16 protein-coding genes are annotated in these 18,243 nt (G+C 70.8%); 8 read left to right on the top strand and 8 right to left on the bottom strand.

The features are described from left to right. Positions 1-3 precede the first annotated feature (3 nt). Both ABR738_RS26660 and ABR738_RS26655 read left to right on the top strand, forming a co-directional pair. Complete coding sequence (locus tag ABR738_RS26660; protein ID WP_350232484.1) at positions 4-687, top strand: C39 family peptidase; 684 nt, start codon at positions 4-6, stop codon at positions 685-687. A gap of 182 nt (positions 688-869) precedes the next feature. Continuing rightward, positions 870-1,361 carry a hypothetical protein gene (locus ABR738_RS26655; RefSeq protein WP_350232483.1) on the top strand — a complete coding sequence of 164 codons (492 nt, stop codon included), beginning with the start codon at positions 870-872 and terminating at the stop codon, positions 1,359-1,361. 72 nt (positions 1,362-1,433) lie between these two features. On the opposite strand, the gene ABR738_RS26650 is transcribed toward ABR738_RS26655, so the two are convergent. The 8 genes from ABR738_RS26650 to ABR738_RS26610 all read right to left on the bottom strand — a co-directional run bounded on the left by ABR738_RS26650 (position 1,434) and on the right by ABR738_RS26610 (position 9,385). After that, positions 1,434-2,039, bottom strand: coding sequence for a response regulator transcription factor (locus ABR738_RS26650; RefSeq protein ID WP_502964148.1), 606 nt, complete (start codon positions 2,037-2,039; stop codon positions 1,434-1,436). Next, the gene (locus tag ABR738_RS26645; RefSeq protein WP_350234758.1) at positions 2,036-3,169 is read right to left on the bottom strand and encodes a sensor histidine kinase; all 1,134 of its coding nucleotides are present in this window, start codon (positions 3,167-3,169) and stop codon (positions 2,036-2,038) included. The genes ABR738_RS26650 and ABR738_RS26645 overlap by 4 nt, the downstream gene beginning before the upstream one ends. Before the next feature lie 71 nt (positions 3,170-3,240). Then, positions 3,241-3,981, bottom strand: a complete 741-nt coding sequence (locus ABR738_RS26640) for an ABC transporter permease (RefSeq protein WP_350232482.1) — start codon at positions 3,979-3,981, stop codon at positions 3,241-3,243. Continuing rightward, positions 3,978-4,910: an ABC transporter ATP-binding protein gene (locus ABR738_RS26635; RefSeq protein WP_350232481.1), complete on the bottom strand. Its 933-nt coding sequence runs from the start codon at positions 4,908-4,910 to the stop codon at positions 3,978-3,980. The genes ABR738_RS26640 and ABR738_RS26635 overlap by 4 nt, the downstream gene beginning before the upstream one ends. Positions 4,911-5,381: 471 nt before the next feature. Further along, positions 5,382-7,634, bottom strand: a complete 2,253-nt coding sequence (locus ABR738_RS37780; RefSeq protein ID WP_502964147.1) for a hypothetical protein — start codon at positions 7,632-7,634, stop codon at positions 5,382-5,384. Between the two features lie 168 nt (positions 7,635-7,802). Beyond that, positions 7,803-8,192 carry a DUF6113 family protein gene (locus tag ABR738_RS26620; RefSeq protein ID WP_350232478.1) on the bottom strand — a complete coding sequence of 130 codons (390 nt, stop codon included), beginning with the start codon at positions 8,190-8,192 and terminating at the stop codon, positions 7,803-7,805. A gap of 14 nt (positions 8,193-8,206) precedes the next feature. Then, entirely contained in the window at positions 8,207-9,094 is an 888-nt protein-coding gene (gene mshB / locus ABR738_RS26615) for an N-acetyl-1-D-myo-inositol-2-amino-2-deoxy-alpha-D-glucopyranoside deacetylase (protein WP_350232477.1), read from the bottom strand. 96 nt (positions 9,095-9,190) lie between these two features. After that, complete coding sequence (locus tag ABR738_RS26610) at positions 9,191-9,385, bottom strand: hypothetical protein (protein ID WP_350232476.1); 195 nt, start codon at positions 9,383-9,385, stop codon at positions 9,191-9,193. A gap of 190 nt (positions 9,386-9,575) precedes the next feature. Here ABR738_RS26610 and ABR738_RS26605 point away from each other — a divergent pair, with 190 nt between their 5' ends. From ABR738_RS26605 to ABR738_RS26580, 6 genes are all read left to right on the top strand, one after another. Then, entirely contained in the window at positions 9,576-11,747 is a 2,172-nt protein-coding gene (locus tag ABR738_RS26605) for a prolyl oligopeptidase family serine peptidase (RefSeq protein ID WP_350232475.1), read from the top strand. A 327-nt stretch (positions 11,748-12,074) separates the two neighbouring features. Further along, the gene (locus ABR738_RS26600) at positions 12,075-13,112 is read left to right on the top strand and encodes an ABC transporter permease (protein WP_350232474.1); all 1,038 of its coding nucleotides are present in this window, start codon (positions 12,075-12,077) and stop codon (positions 13,110-13,112) included. A 29-nt stretch (positions 13,113-13,141) separates the two neighbouring features. Beyond that, positions 13,142-14,929 carry an ABC transporter substrate-binding protein gene (locus ABR738_RS26595; RefSeq protein ID WP_350232473.1) on the top strand — a complete coding sequence of 596 codons (1,788 nt, stop codon included), beginning with the start codon at positions 13,142-13,144 and terminating at the stop codon, positions 14,927-14,929. 68 nt (positions 14,930-14,997) lie between these two features. Further along, entirely contained in the window at positions 14,998-15,975 is a 978-nt protein-coding gene (locus ABR738_RS26590) for an ABC transporter permease (RefSeq protein ID WP_350232472.1), read from the top strand. A gap of 33 nt (positions 15,976-16,008) precedes the next feature. Further along, entirely contained in the window at positions 16,009-17,076 is a 1,068-nt protein-coding gene (locus tag ABR738_RS26585) for an ABC transporter ATP-binding protein (RefSeq protein WP_350232471.1), read from the top strand. Between the two features lie 21 nt (positions 17,077-17,097). Further along, the gene (locus ABR738_RS26580; RefSeq protein ID WP_350232470.1) at positions 17,098-18,237 is read left to right on the top strand and encodes an ABC transporter ATP-binding protein; all 1,140 of its coding nucleotides are present in this window, start codon (positions 17,098-17,100) and stop codon (positions 18,235-18,237) included. Positions 18,238-18,243 lie beyond the last annotated feature (6 nt).

Below are 18,243 nucleotides of genomic sequence, written 5' to 3'. Positions count from 1 at the left end.
ATCATGACCGCCCGCAGCCCGCACCGCGGCACGCCCGCGACCGCCCGCAGCACGCCCGCGACCGTCCACCCCGTCCCCTACCACGCCCAATGGGCCTCGCCCGAACTGGTGGAGGCGATCGTCGAGGGCTCACTCGACGCGGCCGAAGACCCACTGTGGCGGGCCTACGGCGCCGAGAGCCCCGGGGAGTACGCGTGGTGGTCCTGGCGGCTGTGCGGGGTGGCGTGTCTGCGGATGGCCCTGGAGTACTGGCGGGGCTCGGCGCCCACCGCGATGGAGCTCGCCCGGGAGTGCCTGGCGGCGGGGGCGTACGTGCGCCGCGAGGACGGCCTCGACGGCCTGATCTACGCCCCGTTCGCGTCGTACGCCGAGGAGCGCTGGGGCCTGAAGGCGGTGGCCCGTCCGCATCTGCCGCTCGCCGAGCTGCGCCGGCTGATCGAGGCCGGTCATCTGGCGCTGCTCTCCGTCCACCCCTCGATCCGCGGGCTCGGCCCCGCTCCCGAACGCCGGGGCGGCCATCTGGTCCTCGCCGTGGGGGCCGACGAGGACGCCCTGGTCTTCCACAACCCTTCCGGGTTCAAGGGCCGGTCCCAGGAGTTCGTCTCCGTCGGATGGGGTGACCTGGAGCGGTTCTACGCCGGGCGGGGTGTCGTCCTCGGCCCGGGGACCGGGCGTCCCGAACGCTGAGCGGCGCGCCCCGCCCCGCGTGACCACATCCGGCCAATCCCCGCCCGCGCCCGGAAAACCCCACCGGATCGGCGGGCAGCGGTCACAATCTGTTGACGCTGCCTCAACCCCCGGTGCCGTACGGCCTGTTGGGGCGGGCGCCGCTGTGTCCCGCTCACTCCGACGCGACCTCGGGAGTTCCCATGTCACGCCTCAGACCCATAGCCGCCCGGTTGGCCCCCGCCCTGCTCCTGCCGCTCCTCGCCGCCGTCGGTCTCGCCGCGCCCGCCGCCGCCGACCCCGCGCGGTCCGACCTCGCCGTGACCCTCGCGGTCTCGCCGCAGGGGCTCGCCATCAACGCGGTCACGTTCACCGCGCACGTCACCAACGCCGGCCCGGCCGACGTCACGGCGGCGCATGTGTGGTTCAGCTATCCGGCCGGGTTCACGGCGCCGTCCGCGCCGGGCTGCGCGGTCGACCGGACCAATCGCACGGCGGTCTGCGCGCTCGGCGCGATCCCCTCGGGCGCCACGGTCGGCAAGAAGCTGACGCTGCGCGCCGGCCTGCTGACGATGAGCGGCAATCTGCCGGTCACGGCCGCCCTGGTCGACATCGCCCCCGCCGATCCCGACCCGGGCAACAACGCGGCGGTCCACGTCTGTTCGGCCTTCACCCTGCTCCTGGTGAGCTGCTGAGTCCCGCCGCGCCCGCCGGGCGTCCGCCGACGGCTCGCCTTTGACGCACCGACGCGCACCGACGCCTCCCCGCTACAGCCAGCCCTTCTCGCGGGCGATGCGCACGGCCTCCGCCCGGTTGCGGGCCGCGAGCTTCTGGATGGCCATGGAGAGGTAGTTGCGGACCGTGCCCTGCGAGAGGCACAGGGACGCGGCCAGTTCGGCGTTGGTCGCGCCGTCCTGGGCGGCGCGCAGCACATCGCGCTCGCGGTCGGTCAGCGGGTTGGCGCCCTCCGCCAGCGCGGCCGCCGCGAGCGTGGGGTCGATGACCCGCTCCCCCGCGAGCACCGTGCGGACGGCGGCGGCAAGTTGGGCCGCGGGCGCGTCCTTGACCAGGAACGCGTCCGCGCCCGACTCCATGGCGCTGCGCAGATAGCCGGGGCGCCCGAAGGTGGTCAGGATCACGATCCTCACGGCGGGCAGTTCGCGGCGCAGCGCGGCCGCCGCCTCGATGCCGGTCAGGCCCGGCATCTCGATGTCGAGCAGCGCGACGTCCACCGCGTGGGCGCGGGCCGCCGCCAGGACCTCGTCCCCCCGCGCGGCCTGCGCCACCACCTCCATGTCGGGCTCAAGGCCGAGCAGCGCGGCAAGGGCCTCGCGGACCATGGACTGGTCTTCCGCCAGGAGAAGTCGGATCATGAACCGGATCCTAGAGGGAGCGCGGACGGCTCCGGAATCAGCGGGATCCGCGCGGTGAGTGTGAAGCCCTTGCGGCCCGCCTCGATCTCCAGGGCCCCGGACACCTTCTCCAGACGCTCCTTGAGGCCGGTCAGGCCGTTGCCCGCGACCGGCGGCCCGGAAGGGGACCCGCCGGGGCCGTCGTCCCGGACCCGCAGCTCCAGGAACCGGCCGTCCAGGTTCTGCACTTCGGTGAGCGTGATCGCGCAGTGCCGGGCGCCGCTGTGGCGTACGACGTTGGTGGCCGCCTCGCGCAGGACCCAGGCAAGCACCTCCTCCTCGGCGGCCGGCAGCCCCTGGGGCGCGTCGGTCGGTACGTCCGCCTGGATGCCCGCCGCGTTCAGGACGGTGCGGGCGCCGGCCAGCTCGGCGGGGAGCGTGACCCTGCGGTATCCGGCCACGGCGGCCCGTACGTCCGTGAGGGCCTGGCGGCTCACCTGCTCGATGTCGGCCACCTGCCGCGCGGCCTGCCCGGGATCCCCCGGCAGCATCCGCCCGGCAAGCTCGCTCTTCAGCGTGATGAGCGAAAGGGAGTGGCCGAGCAGGTCGTGCAGATCGCGCGCCATCCTCAACCGCTCCTCGTTCGCGGCGAGTTGGGCGACGGTGGCGCGGGCCTCGCGCAGCTCGACCGAGGTACGGATGAGATGGCGTACGCCCGTCATCGCGAAGCCGCCGAGCAGCGTCGGGACGACCAGGCTCGGCACGACACCGCTGACGTGGTCGACACGGACCCCGATCACGGTCATCGAGGCCGTCGCCGCGAGGATGGCCCAGGTCGCGAGGGCCAGCGGCAGTGTCGCCCCGCACGAGACGGACACGTACACGAAGAGCACGAGCCACGGACCGCCGAGGGTCAGCGAGAGCGTGAGGGCCAGGGCCGCGAGGAAGCCGAGGAGAATGTGGCCGGCGGTGGTGGCCAGGGGCCGGGCGGTGTGCCGCAGCACCAGGGTCAGGTAGACGGTGACGAAGCCGCCGAGGCCGAGCCAGCCGAGCACGGTGGGCACGGTGGTGTGGTGGCCGTCGAGCAGGTCTTTGACCGGCGCGGTCATGAACGCGAGCCAGATGCCGACCCACATCAGCTTCTGCCACATTTGGCGGTACGTCTCGGGGTGCAGCCCGATCCGTACCGCGGGTGCCTCCTCGGGGCCCTGGTTCACGGCACTCACGCCTTCAGGGTGTCCTTCCGGTACAGCCACGCCGCGCCGCCCGCGAAGAGCAGGAAGTAGGCGACGAGGATGGCGAGGTCCTTGCCGTGCGGGGCGTCGCCCAGCTCGATGGCCTGTCCCAGGGCAGCGTACGCGTGGGTGGGCAGCCACTCCGCGATGTTCTGGAGCCACTGCGGGAAGACCGTGCTGGGCATCCACAGGCCGCCCAGGATCGACATGCCGAAGTAGATGATCATCGTGATCGGGCGGACCGCGTCACCGCTGGCGACGTAGCCGATGGCCACGCCGAGCGCGGCGAAGCAGAGCGAGCCGGCCCAGATGGCGACGGTCAGCGCGCCCCATTGCCAGGCATCGAACCGTACGCCCTTGGTGGCGGCGGCCACCAGGAAGACGACCACGATGCACGGCAGGGTCACCACGGCGGCGCTGGCGATCTTCGCGAGGACGTAGCCACGGCCCGGCAGGGTGGTCAGGCGCAGCTGACGCACCCAGCCCTTCTCGCGCTCCTTGGCGATCTTCTCGCTGTTGCCCATGAGGACGGCGGTGATCGCGCCGAACGACGCCATCGAGACCATGTAGAGGGCGGGGAAGGTGAGGTCGGTGCCCGGGACCTTGTCGGTGCTGCTCTGCGAGGCCGCGAAGAGCAGGTAGAGGGCCGAGGGGTAGATCACCGAGAAGAACATGAACTTCTTGTTCCGCAGGGTGCGGGTGATTTCCAGCTTGATCAGCGTGTTCATCGTGCGTTGGCCTCCTCGGCCGAGGTGATGGCGACGAAGGCCTGCTCGAGGCCGAGACCCGCGACTTCGAGATTGCGCGGGTAGAGGCCCAGCCCGTAGACGGCGTGCATGGTGGCGTCGGCGTCGTGCGACTGGATGCGGACGGTGCGGCCCGAGATGTCGATCGTGGACAGGAAGGGCAGCGCGCGCAGGGCCTCCTGGTCGATGGCCCCCTCCAGGTCGAAGCTGACCCGGCGGGCGCCCGCCTTGGCCTTGATCTCGGCGGCGGTGCCGTCGGCGAGGAGCTTGCCCTTGTGCAGGACGAGCACCCGGTCGGCGATCGCGTCGGCCTCTTCGAGGTAGTGCGTGGCGAACAGGACCGTACGGCCCTGGGCCGCCTGCTCGCGCATGGTCGCCCAGAACGCCTGGCGGGCGGTGACGTCCATGCCGGTGGTCGGCTCGTCCAGGACGATCAGGTCGTTGGCGCCGGCGGTCGCGAGGGCGAAGCGGACGCGCTGCTCCTGGCCGCCGGAGAGCTTGTTGACCTTGCGGTCGGCGATGCTGGTGACGCCCGCGCGGTCCATGACCTCGGCCACGGGGTGCGGGTCGGGGTGCAGGTCGCACCCCAGCTTGACGAGCTCGCGCACGGTGACGTCCTCCATGAGGCCACCGCTCTGGAGCATCGCGCCGACCTTGCCGGCGTTGATGGCCTGCGCCGGCGTCATCCCGAAGAGGCTGACCGTGCCGGAGTCGGCGTTGCGCAGCCCGAGCAGCAGATCGAGCGTGGAGGACTTGCCCGCGCCGTTGGGGCCGAGCAGGGCGACGGTCTCGCCGGGGTGGAGCGTCAGCGAGAGGTCGGCCACGGCGCGCACGTCCGCGTAGCTCTTGTTCACGTTCTCGAAGCGCACCACGGGGTGGGTGGTGCGCTTCGCGGATACTGTCTGCGTCATGCCCCCACCCTCACCCGACCCGGCCCCACCCCGGCAGTGCCCCCCGTCGTAAGTCCCCCATGACGAATGTCATGCCGCCCGACACCGACCCCTCAGGGGCGCGGGACGCCGATCCGGGCCGGCACCAGGTGCCCCCAGGGGCGCGGGGAACTGCGCATGCGGGGGGGCAGCACGTCCACACGGGCCCGCACCAGGCGCCCCCAGGGGCGCGGGGAACTGCGCAGGCAGGGCGCAGCACGTCCACACGGGCCGGCACCAGGCGCCCCCAGGGGCGCGGGGAACTGCGCAGGCAGGGGGCAGCACGTCCACGCGGGCCCGCACCAGGCGCCCCAGGGGCGCGGGGAACTGCGCAAACCGGCCCGCAGGACGCCGATCCCGCCCAGCACCGAACCCCCAGGGGCGCGGGGAACTGCGCAGGCAGGGGGCAGCACGTCCACGCGGGCCGGCACCGGGCGCCAAGGCCCGCGCAGGCTACTGAATCGTCACCGTCCGGTCCGCCGCCGACTTACCCCGCAACGCCGACTTCATGGCGACAGCCACATCGTCCGCGGACACCTCGTGCTTCTGCCCACCCTGACCAACCATCACGCCCTTGAACGTGTTGCCGATCAGCTCCGTGATCGCCGCCTTGTCGTAGACCTCGACCAGCTTCCCGTCGACCGCCTTCATCGACAAGATCTTGGGCAGCGACTTCTTCGGCCCGAAGGGCAGCGACTTCCCGCCCGCCTTGATCGTGACGTTCCCGGACATCGCCGGCTTGGCGAAGTCGTTCATCGCCCGGTCGATCTCGGCCTGGCCGACGGTCGGCTGCCGCACCGACACCGGCAGCGGCACCGCCTTCGCCGCACCCGTCTGCACCAGCGTCCGGTACGCGTCCTTGACCGCGATCATCGAACGGTTCACGTCGAGCGACTTGCCCGCCTTGCCCGGCACGGCCACCGCGTTGCCCGGCAGGAACTTGATCGTGCCCTCGGTCGCCGAACCCGACGCGCCGGCGAGGTCGGTCAGGGCGACGCCCAGCTTCTCCTCGTCGACCGGGATCACCGGCTGGGCGACGCGCTTGCCGCCGAAGAGCGAGCCGATGACGGACATCGGGTTGTAGTCGGTGCCGGCCGCCGCCCGCACGGTCGCCTGACTGTCGAGCGAGAGCCCGGCGATCTCCGGCTTCAGCTGCTCCTGCTTGCCGTCGACCGTGAGGTTGAGCGGCTGGTTGGCGCGCTTGCCGAGCGTCTGGTCCAGCTTGGAGACCGCCGCCTCCTTGGTGCCGCCGCCGATGTCGACGCCGAGGACCGTGGTGCCCTTGGGGACCTCGGAGTGGTTCAGGACGAGTCCGGCGCCGTACGCCACCGCGAACAGGGCCACCAGGCCGCCGCCGAGCAGCCCGAGCTTGGAGCGGCCCTTCTTCTTCGATGACGCGGCGGACGCGGCGGGCGCGGCGGTGCGGGCCTGCGGCGCGGGAGGCCCGGCCTCATCGGCGTCCGGGCCGGGCGGCGGGGTCAGACGCGGGCCGCCGGTGGAGCCGGACGGGGCGGACGGGAAGGACCCGCCCCGGTGTTCCGGCGGTACGACGGGGATCCCGCTGGTCAGCGTGTCACCGGAGACGTGACCGCCGGGCGCCGCCGCGGGGTTGACCGAGGGGCTGGCGAGCGGATTGCCCACCGACTCCGGCCCGAAGGGGCTCGGCGCCGGCGTCTGCGGGGTGAGGATCGCGGTGTCGTCGGAGAGCGCGGGCGCGGGGCCCTGCCCACCGGGAGCGAAGGGGTGACCGCCGCCGGGCCCGGCGTCCGGCCCCGACCCGGGGCGCACACCGTCACCGGGACGCGAGCCGTCACGCCCGGGGCCGCCGCCCTGCCCGGGCGCTTGCCCGAGGCCCTGACCCTGGCCGAGGCTCTGGCCCTGTCCCAGGCCAAGACTCTGGTCCTGACCCTGACCCAAGCCGGGCCCATGACCCGGGACTTGTCCGGCGTCTTGGCCCAAGTCCAGTCCCTGGCCCAAGTCCGGCCCCCGGCCCGGGAGTTGACCCGGCGCCCCGCCGAAGTCAGACGTTTCGGCGCGCCAGGGGCCCTGCGCGTTCGGGGAACCCCCCGAGCCCTGGCCCTCGCGTCCGAGTGCGGCGCCCTGGTTCATGCCCGTGCGGTTGCCGACGGGCCGGACCGGCAGCGCGGCCTGGCCGGTGACGGCCGCGGTCGGGCCGGACGGCGCGGTGGGAGCGCCACCACCCGGTGAGCCCGCGCGGTCCGCGCCGTCCGTGCCGTCCGAGAAGTACGGCAGTCCGGGCGTCGGAGTGCCGGAGGGCGGGGTGGACGAAGAGGCTGGCGACGCCGGGGACTTGCGCGGCGCGAACCAGTCACTGGTGGGCGACTCGTCGGCGGCAGGTTCACCGGCGGCCGCGTCACTCACGTCGGCCGCGTCCGTCGCCGCGGGCGCCTCGGGCTTCGCCACCGAACCGGTGCGTTGGGAGGCGCCGTCCGCCTCGGGCGCTCTGGTCGCGTCACTCATCGGCGTACGCATCACGACCGGCGGGATGGGGCGCGAGCCGGGGATGTTGATCCGGATCCGCGTCGTCAGCGTGGTCTCGGTCTTCGGCTCGTCCGGCTCGGCGGCGGGCTCAGGAGTGTCCTGACCCGCTGACGACGGGGTCCCGTACGGCGGAGTACCCGAGGGATACCCGGCTGAGCCCCGCCCGCGGGGGCCGGAGGACGAACTGTCAGTTTCACGACTCAAGGCTGGTTCTCTCCCGATTGGCTCCGCCACCCGGTTTCGTTCGTGTGGTCCTTCTGTGCGGGCGGCTCGGCGGCGCGCACCACCATACTGGCCGTCGCCGTCGCGTACGGGCCGGGCCACGAACGGCGCACCCCGTCCCCTTCTCCTGCGTCGCGGCGCCCGCGCATGTCACTTGCCCAGTCGGGCGGCCGGGCCGCCGGGTTGCGCGAATCCACCGATCGTGGCGCAGATCACAGCGCCGGCCATGCCGCCGACGAGGAAGACGTACGAGCCGATTCCGGCCCCGAACACGAAGTCGCCCTCGGGCCGCGAGGCCGTCAGCAGAACGACGGTGATCAGCCATCCGGCCGCCGGCGCCCCCACTCCGCCCCGGCCGCCCATCAGCCGCGTACCGGTCCAGAAGAGCCCGACGGCGCCGGCCAGGGCCAGCACAAGGCCGCCCGGGAACCAGGCCGCCTGGACGAGCGCCCCGGCGGCGGCGACGAGCGCGCCGACCACCACGAGCAGCGCGTACAGCGCGATGCGGGCGGCGGTGCTGCCCGTCCTTGCGTCAGCCATGGCCGTACGACTACTCACTTGTCCACACCTTCAAACAGGTCGCGCTCGCGCTGCCCGGCCGGGACGCCGGGGGCGCCCACCGCCAGTTGGTAGTACTCGGTGGTGAAAACGGGCTGGCCCAGGTCGTTGGAGAGCGCGAAGTAGGGCTCCTTCAACGTGATCTGGGTCTCGTGGGCGCGCATCGCGGCGTACTTGGCGGCCGCGTGGGCCCGCCCGTCGATCTCGGCCGTGATCTCCGACTCGTCCACGACACCCGGCACATCGCCGATGGCCGCGATGCCGGGAAAGTCCGGGTTCGCGGCGCGCAGTTCGGCGAAGGCGCGCTCGGCGGCCGCGCGGGGCACCCGGTTCCAGTAGATCTTCGCGATCGCGTGCGGCGCGCCGAACTCGCGTCCGTATCCGGGCTCGGCCGCGAGTTCGGCGGCGCGCATGGCGACGCGGTGCGCCTGGATGTGATCGGGGTGGCCGTAGCCGCCCTCCGGGTCGTAGGTGATCAGCACCTGGGGGCGCACCGAACGGATCACCTCTACGAGGGACGCCGCGGCGTCGTCCACCCCGGTGTTCCAGAACGCGCCCGGCCGGTGGTTCTGCTCGACGCCCATCATCCCGGAGTCCCTGAACCGCCCGGGGCCGCCGAGAAAACGGTGGTCCTCGACGCCCAGCTCCTTCATCGCGGCGGCCAGTTCGCCGATCCGGTGCGCGCCGAGCCCGCCCTCGCGGTCGGGCGCGAGGTGGGCGAGCCGGGGCGGGATGACCTCGCCCTCCTCGCCGAGCGTGCAGGTCACCAGGGTGACGTGCACGCCTTCGGCGGCGTACTTCGCCATGGTGGCGCCGTTGTTGATCGACTCGTCGTCCGGGTGCGCGTGCACCAGGAGCAGACGGCGGGCGGGGAGTTCCGACATGGGGCAAGCCTACGAGGCCCGCGGCGGGCCGCGCCCCCGGCGTGGGCCGGGCGGGTCGGTCAGGACCTCGGGCGCGGGGCCCCAGGAAGACACGACCTAGAACTTGATCCCGCCAATCATTCCGGCCACGTTGTTGGTGACTTGGCTGATGGTCGGGGCGATGGACGAGCTCGCCAGGTAGAAGCCGAGCAGGATGCAGACCGCCGCGTGTCCGCCTTTGAGCCCGGATTTCCGGACCAGCAGGAAGACGACGATCGCCAGCAGCACCACCGCCGAAATCGAGAGTGCCACGGCGGTTCACCTCCATCTGTTCCGGTGGTCTAACGGACCCAGCAGTGCGTACAGCCGGCAGGGTTCATACCCACCGAGCGCTACGGATCATAACTATCCGTGGGAACGCATTGATCGGGGCACGGGCGCACGAGGGGCGCACAAGGCCCGGGCCCGAGCGGGTCGCGCGGCACCGGACTAGGTTCCCCTCATGACTACCACCGCATCCGCAGACCCAGAGGACGCCGGGCAGCTCTCCTTCCCCCGGCACTCAGCACGCACCCAGCGCTTCACCCTCGGTGCGCCCCGCGCCTTCACCGTCTCCCCCGACGGCGAGCGCGTCGTCTTCCTCCGCTCGCCCTCAGGCACCGAACGCAGCCATCTGCTCTGGGTACTTGACCTGGCAGGCGGTGGTACCGAGCGCGTCGCGGCCGACCCCGGCGCACTGCTCGGCGGCCACGGCGAGCAGCTGTCCGCCCAGGAGCGGGCACGGCGCGAGCGCAGCAGGGAGGGGTCGGCCGGAATCGTCGGCTACGCCACCGACGCGGCCGTCGAACTCGCCGCCTTCGCCCTGTCCGGACGCCTGTTCACCGCCGAACTGCGCGCGGGCACGGCCCGCGAACTGCCGGTGCCGGGTCCTGTCCTGGACCCGCGGCCCTCCCCCGACGGGCGCCATGTGGCCTATGTGGCGCAGGGCGCGCTGCGGGTCGTGGGAGCCGAGGGCGAGGGCGACCGCGCGCTTGCCGAGCCCGAGACGCCCGAAGTGACGTACGGGCTGGCGGAGTTCATCGCCGCGGAGGAGATGTCCCGTTCGCGCGGCTACTGGTGGAGCCCCGCCTCCGACCGTCTGCTCGTGGCGCGCGCGGACGAGGCGCCGGTGCGCCGCTGGTGGATCGCCGACCCGGCCAACCCGGGCCAGGAGCCGGCCCGCGTCGCCTATCCGGCGGCCGGCACCCCCAACGCCGAGGTGCGGCTCTTCCTGTACGACCTGGACGGCGCCGGCACCGAGGTCGTCTGGGACCGGGAGCGCCACCCCTACCTCGCCCAGGTGCACTGGTCGCCGAACGGGGCGCCGCTGCTGCTGGTGCAGTCCCGCGACCAGCGCACCCAGCTCCATCTCGCCGTCGATCCCGCCTCCGGCTCGACCCGGACCGTGCACGCCGACGAGGACCCGGTCTGGCTCGACCTGCCGCCGGGCGTCCCGGCCTGGGCGCCGGACGGGCGTCTGGTGCGGATCGCGGACGAGGGCGGGGCGCGGGTGCTCGCCGTGGGCGACCGGACCCTGACCGGCGCGCGGACGCACGTCAGGGCGGTCCTGGACATCGGCGACGACGACGTCCTGATCGCCGCATCCACCGGGACGAAGGCCCCCGCCGACGCGGGCGACGCCCCCGAAATCGGCGAGATCCATGTGTACCGGGTCAACGAGCTGGGAACAGAACGCGTCTCGGACGGCGCCGGAGTCCACTCGGCCGTGCGCTGCGGGGCGGTCACCGTGCTGAGTTCGTCCCGGCCCGACCGGCCGGGGGCGGCGGTCCGGGTTCTGCGGGACGGCAAGGAACTGGCCACGATCGTGTCATATGCCGCGACGCCGGGTCTCTCCGTGCGGCTCCGGCTGACCGAAGGGGGCGCACAGCGCATCCCGTGCGCCGTTCTGCTTCCATCCCACTACCGGGAGTCGGACGGACCGCTGCCCGTACTGATGGATCCGTACGGGGGACCGCACGGACAGCGGGTGGTGGCCGCGCACAACGCGCACCTGACCTCGCAGTGGTTCGCCGACCAGGGTTTCGCCGTCGTCGTCGCCGACGGCCGCGGCACCCCGGGCCGCTCCCCCGCGTGGGAGAAGGCGATCAGGGACGACTTCACCGTCGCCCTCGACGACCAGATCGAGGCCCTGCACGGCCTGGCCGGCACCCATCCGCTCGACCTGGGGCGGGTGGCGATGCGGGGCTGGTCCTTCGGCGGCTACCTCTCCGCGCTGGCCGTGCTGCGCCGCCCCGACGTCTTCCACGCGGGCATCGCGGGGGCGCCGGTGACGGACTGGGAGCTGTACGACACGCACTACACCGAGCGCTATCTCGGCCTCCCCGCCGAGAACCCGGACGTCTACGCCGCCAACTCCCTCGTCCACGAGGGCGAGTTGGCCCGGCGCGCGGACCCGGCGCGCCCCCTGATGGTCATCCACGGCATGGCCGACGACAACGTGGTGGTGGCGCACAGCCTGCGCCTGTCGTCCGCGCTGCTCGCCGCGGGCCATCCGCACGAGGTGCTGCCGCTGACCGGCGTGACGCACATGACCCCGCAGGAGCAGGTCGCCGAGAACCTGCTCCTGCTCCAAGTCGACTTCCTGCGCCGCTCGTTGGGCGCCACGCACGCCTGACCGAACCCCTGGGCGGGCCCCGGAGATCATTGGCCGGGGCCCCGTACCGTGCCCGCCGCGGCATGTTCGGATAACGGAATTGATCGGGTCAACTCCCCTGTGACGCACGGGACTTGATGAGTATTTAGCGCGAGATTCCGGGTATGCCGGAACCCTGTCAAGCACGCGCCCGCACCAAAGACGAAAATCTTGGGCCAAGTTAATCGATGAGTTCCTACCGGCCCGCGCCAACCCCTTGACGCCCACCTCCGGACGGTTGAATCTTCCGATCAACAAAGGACGCCACTCGGCTCTGATGAAACCTTCCGGCGCGGGGGGCAATGCGAAATGACTAGTTCCACAAGAGCTGCCATGGAGCCGACCGATCCACTGCCCGGAGAGGGGGACGGGCCCGCCCCGGACGGTGGTGTTGAGGTAAAGACGAGTGAACTCGTCGGACGCTCGCCCGGGCGTCTGGCATGGATCAGGTTCAAACGCGACAAGGTCGGAATCCTGTGCGCCTTTACGGTTCTCGGATTCATCGCGCTGGCGCTGGCCGCTCCGCTCATCTCCCGGCTGTACGGCAAGGATCCGTATCAGCTGTACGGGCAGGACCGCGGGCTCCTGAACAGTTACGGGATTCCACTCAAACCCAACGGCGGGGTCGACGGGCAATTCTGGTTCGGTATCGAACCGAGGCTCGGACGCGATGTCTTCACACTGCTGATCTACGGCATCCGCACCTCACTGCTCATCGCCCTCGCGGTCACCGTGGTCGCGGTCTTCATCGGGGTTCTCGTGGGCCTGGTCCAGGGCTATCTGGGCGGCAGGACCGACTACTTCGTCGGCCGGTTCTCGGACCTGATGCTGTCCTTCCCGGCGCAGCTGTTCTTCATCGCCTTCACCCCGGTGATCGTCGCCCTGTTCGTCTCGCCCACCGAGGAGGAGCCGACGTATGTGCGCGTCGTCGCTCTGATCCTGGTGCAGCTGCTCCTCGGCTGGATGACGATGGGCCGGCTCATCCGGGCCCAGGTCCTGTCGCTGCGCGAGCGCGAGTTCATCGAGGCGGCCCGGCTCAGCGGCGCGTCGGGGTGGCGGATCATCCGCAAGGAGCTGCTGCCCAACATCTGGTCGACCGTGCTGGTGCAGGCCACGCTCCTGCTGCCGGTCAACGTCACGGCCGAGGCCGGGCTCTCCTACCTCGGCGTGGGGGTCCACAACCCCACCCCCGACTGGGGGCTGCTGTTCCAGGCCGGAGCCACGTACTACGACTCCGATCTCACCTTCATGTTCTTCCCCGGCATCGCGATGGTCGTCTTCGTCGTCGCCTTCAACCTGCTCGGGGATTCGGTCCGGGACGCTCTCGACCCCAAGACCGTGCGCTGAATTCCGATCATCCTGACAGGCAGGAATCCATGAGAATAAACAAGGCGCGCCAGGTTTCCGCGATTCTGGCGGTGGGGGCCCTGGCGCTGGCGGCCGGGTGCAGCAGCGGCGGCTCTAGCGACAACGGCGGCGGCAGCGGCGCCGACTCGGGCAAGAAGGCCCAGGTGCAGAACTTCGGCGTGGGCACCAAGGCGGACTCCACGGGCCCGGCCGTCAAGGTCGACGGCGCCAAATCGGGCGGCACCGCCTACAGCCTCGACCAGACGGGCTTCGACTACCTCGACCCGGGCCAGCAGTACGTGAGCGACCAGCTCTCGGTGCAGCTGCTCTACAACCGCTCGCTCACCGGCTACAAGATCGACCCGAAGACCGGCAAGACGATCGTCGTCGGCGACCTCGCGACCGACGCCGGCACCCCCTCCGACGGCTCGAAGACCTGGACGTACACCCTCAAGGACGGGCTGAAGTTCGAGGACGGCTCGCCGATCACCACCAAGGACATCAAGTACGGCGTCGAGCGGCTCTTCGCCGACTACCAGACCCAGGGCCCCCAGTACGTCCAGAAGTGGATCTACGGTCCCGACTACCGCAAGGCCTACGCCGGGCCCTACGACGGCAAGGAGATCCCGGACAACCTGATCTCCACGCCCAACGACAAGACGATCGTCTTCCACTTCCTCCAGCCGCACGCGGACACCCCGTACGCGATGGCGATGCCCAACATCGCGCCGGTCCCCAAGGCCAAGGACGACCAGCAGAAGTACAACAACCACCCGGTCTCCTCCGGCCCGTACAAGATCGCGGACTACAAGCCGGGCAAGTCGCTGTCCTTCGTGCGCAACCCCAACTGGGACCCGAAGAGCGACCCGATCCGCAACGCCTACCCGGACAAGTGGGAGTTCCAGCTCGGCATCCAGGAGCCGGGGCTCACCAACCGGCTCGCCGCGGACACCGGCAATGACAAGTTCGCCCTCGCCATGTCGGCCTCTGCCGATCCGTCGAAGATGCAGTCGCTGACCTCGGACCCGCAGTACAAGAGCCGGACGGTCAACGAGTACCAGCCCTACGTCGAGGTGTTCAACATCAACACCAAGCGGATCAAGGACCCGAAGATCCGCCAGGCGCTGGTCTACGCCTTCCCGATGCAGCAGGTGCAGCAGGCGTTCGGCGGCGGCGCCCAGGGCGACCTCGGCACCACGCTGATCAGCCCGACCGTGTCCGGCTGGCAGAAGTTCGACCCGTTCGGCAAGCTCGCCAAGCCCATGGGCGACCCCCAGAAGTCGCTCGACCTCCTGAAGTCGGCCGGCGTCACCACCCCGTACAAGATCTCGCTGGCCTACGCGAACACCCCGCGCTGGGACAACGTCACGCTGACCATCCAGAACGCCCTGGCCAAGGCCGGCTTCAAGGTGGAGCGCAAGGCCATCGACCCGACGTCGTACTACACCGTGGTCGGCAAGCTCGACACCCCGTACGACATGTTCCGTACCAGCTGGGGCGCGGACTGGCCCAATGGCTCCACGGTCATCCCGCCGACCATGGACGGACGCGATCTGGCGGACGGCACCAACAACTACTCGTTCATGAACGACCCCAAGGTCAACTCCGAGATCGACCGCATCATGCAGATCACGGATCTCACCAAGCAGGCCGACGAGTGGCGCACGCTCTCGGAGTACGTGCTCAAGAACGACACGTCGCAGATTCCGTTCCTCTTCGACAAGTACTTCAACCTGTACGGATCCCGGCTCGGCGGCGTCACCTACAACCAGGTGTACGGGGCGATCAACCCGAACACGATCTTCGTGAAGCAATAGCATCCCGGCTCGGTCTCCCCGGCCCGCGCCGGGCCGGGGAAACCGCTTAGCGACGGAAGAGTCAACCGATGGTGCGTTTCCTGGTGCGCCGCGTGCTCGGTGCCCTGGTCATCCTGCTGCTGATCAGCATGATCACCTATTTCCTCTTCTTCTTCCTGCCGGCCGATCCGGCGCTGCTTTCCTGCGGTAAACAGTGCGACCCGCAGAATGTCGCCCTGATCCGCAAGAATCTCGGCCTCGATACGCCGATATGGACGCAGTACTGGCATTACATGGCCGGTATATTCGCGGGCCGGCACATGCCGATCGGTGACTGCCCCGCCCCCTGCTTCGGCTACTCCTTCGCCAACCAGCAGCCCGTCTGGAACACGATCGCCGACAGCTACCCGACCACCCTCACGCTCGCCGTCGGCGGCTCGGCGGTCTTCCTGACCATCGGCGTCTCGCTCGGCCTCATCTCCGCCTGGCGCCAGGGCACCGTCTTCGACCGGATCGCCAGCGCCGCGTCACTGCTCGGCCAGTCCGTGCAGATCTACTTCATCGGCCCGCTGGCCATCCTGCTGTTCTCCACCAAACTGGGCTGGCTCGACCGGGGCCACGACGTCGACTGGAAACACGACGCGCTGGGATCGGTCAGCGGGATGATCCTGCCCTGTCTGGTCCTCTCGGTGATCTTCTGGTCCAACTACAGCCGCCAGACCCGGTCGTTGATGGTCGAGCAGCTGTCGGAGGACCACATCAGGGCGGCCCGCGCCAAGGGCATGTCGTCCCGGTACGTCTTCTTCCGCTACGCCCTGCGCGGCGCGATGGCCACCATCATCACCATCTTCGGCGTGGACCTCAGCTCGGTGCTCGGCGGCGCGATCATCACCGAGTTCACCTTCAGTCTGCACGGCCTCGGGACGCTCGCGGTACAGGCCGTGCTGCGCAGCGATCTGCCCCTGGAGATGGCCGTCATGCTCATCGGCGCCACGCTCATCGTGCTGTGCAACATCGTCGTCGACATGGCGTACGCCTTCATCGACCCCCGGATCAGGCTCGCCTGACGCCTTGGGGGACCAGCCACAGGAGAACCGCCCGTGTCCGCCTTGAGCCAGACCGCCGCCGAACCGGCGGCCCGAGAGTCCTCCCCCTTCCTCTCGGTCCGAGACCTGTACGTCCATTTCGCCACCGAGGACGGCACCGTCAAGGCCGTCGACGGACTCTCCTTCGACCTGGAGCGCGGCTCCACGCTCGGCATCGTCGGCGAGTCGGGCTCCGGCAAGTCGGTGACCAACCTCGCGGTCCTCGGTCTGCACAACCCGCGCAACACCACGATCCAGGGCGAGATCCTGCTCGACGGGCAGGAGCTGACCGGCGCCACCGAACGGCAGCTGAACCGACTGCGCGGAAGGAAGATGGCCATGATCTTCCAGGACTCGCTGGCCGCGCTCTCGCCCTTCTACACCGTGGGCCGCCAGATCGCCGAGCCCTTCATGAAGCACACCGGCGCGCCCCGCCGTGAGGCGCGGGCGCGGGCCGTGGACATGCTGCGCAAGGTGGGCATCCCGCAGCCCGAGCTGCGGGTCGACGACTACCCGCACCAGTTCTCCGGCGGCATGCGCCAGCGCGCGATGATCGCGATGGCGCTGGTCTGCGACCCCGAGCTGGTGATCGCCGACGAGCCGACCACCGCGCTCGACGTGACCGTGCAGGCGCAGATCCTCGACCTGCTCAAGGACCTCCAGCAGGAGACCGGCTCGGCGATCATCATCATCACCCACGACCTGGGGGTGATCACCAAGACCGCCGACGACGTGATGGTCATGTACGCGGGGCGGTGCGTGGAGCGCGGCACGGTCAGGGACGTCATGCACCATCCCCAGCACCCCTACAGCTGGGGTCTGATCAGCTCCATTCCCCGGCTCGACTCCTCCGTGGACATTCCGCTCGTGCCGATCCCCGGCGCCCCGCCGAGTCTGCTCTCGCCGCCGCCCGGCTGCCCCTTCCACCCCCGGTGCGGCTTCCGGGACCAGGTGGCGGGCGACGCCTGCCACACCGTGCGTCCGACGTTGCCGGAGGCCGGGCGGCGCGGCGCGGCCTGCCATTTGACGGCCGATCAGAAGGAAACCCTCTTCACCGAGCAGATCCGCCCCCGGCTGCGCTGAACAAGGATGCGGGACATCGCCATGAGTGAGATAGCCACGAGTGCCACCAGTGCCGCCGAGCCGCTGGGCACCGCGCCCGGGACCGGTGCCACGACCCCCCTGCTCGAAGTGGAAGGGCTCGCCAAGTACTTCCCCATCACCATGGGGTCCTTCTTCAAGCGGCACGTCGGTGACGTACGGGCCGTGGACGGGATCGACCTCACCATCGGCCGGGGCGAGACCCTTGGCCTGGTCGGCGAGTCCGGCTGCGGCAAGTCGACCACCGGGCGCCTGGTCACCCGCCTCCTGGAGCCCAGCGCGGGCCGGATCAGCTACGCCGGCCAGGACGTCACCCACGCCTCACGCCGGGCGCTCGCGCCGATCAGGTCCGAGATCCAGATGATCTTCCAGGATCCGTACGCCTCCCTCAATCCCCGCCAGACGGTCGGCGACATCATCGCCAACCCCATGGTCGTCAACGGCATCAAGCCGGCCGGCGGCATCGAGCGGCGGGTCCGTGAGCTCCTGGAGACGGTCGGCCTCAACCCCGAGCACTACAACCGCTTCCCGCACGAATTCTCCGGCGGTCAGCGTCAACGCATCGGCGTGGCACGGGCGTTGGGGATGGGCCCGAAGCTGATCGTGGCCGACGAGCCGGTCTCGGCGCTCGACGTGTCGATCCAGGCGCAGGTGGTCAACCTGCTCCAGGGGCTCCAGCGGGAGCTGGACATCGCCTTCCTCTTCATCGCCCACGACCTGGCGATCGTGCGGCACTTCTCGCAGCGGGTCGCGGTCATGTACCTCGGCCGGATCGTGGAGGTCGGCGACCGCGACTCGATCTACCGCCGCCCGCGCCACCCGTACACCCACGCCCTGCTCTCGGCGGTGCCCGAGGCCGTGGTGGAGGAGGAGGGCGCGGGCCGCGAACGGATCCGGCTCGCGGGTGACGTGCCGTCGCCGGTGAACCCGCCGTCCGGGTGCCGCTTTCGTACGCGGTGCTGGAAGGCGCGGGAGCGGTGTGCGCGGGAGGTGCCGGGGCTGGTGCGGATCGGGGGCAATCGGGAGGGGCACCTGACGGCGTGCCACTTCCCGGAGGAGCCGACGGTCGCGGCGCGGGGTGAGGACGTCGTCCTCGACCCCGCGCTCACCACACTCGAGCCCCCACCGACCCCGACCCCCTGACCCGGG

The organism is Streptomyces sp. Edi4 (genome assembly GCF_040253615.1).
GTDB lineage: Bacteria > Actinomycetota > Actinomycetes > Streptomycetales > Streptomycetaceae > Streptomyces.
Note: the sequence above shows the minus strand (reverse complement) of the source record. Positions and strands in the feature narration are given on the sequence as shown.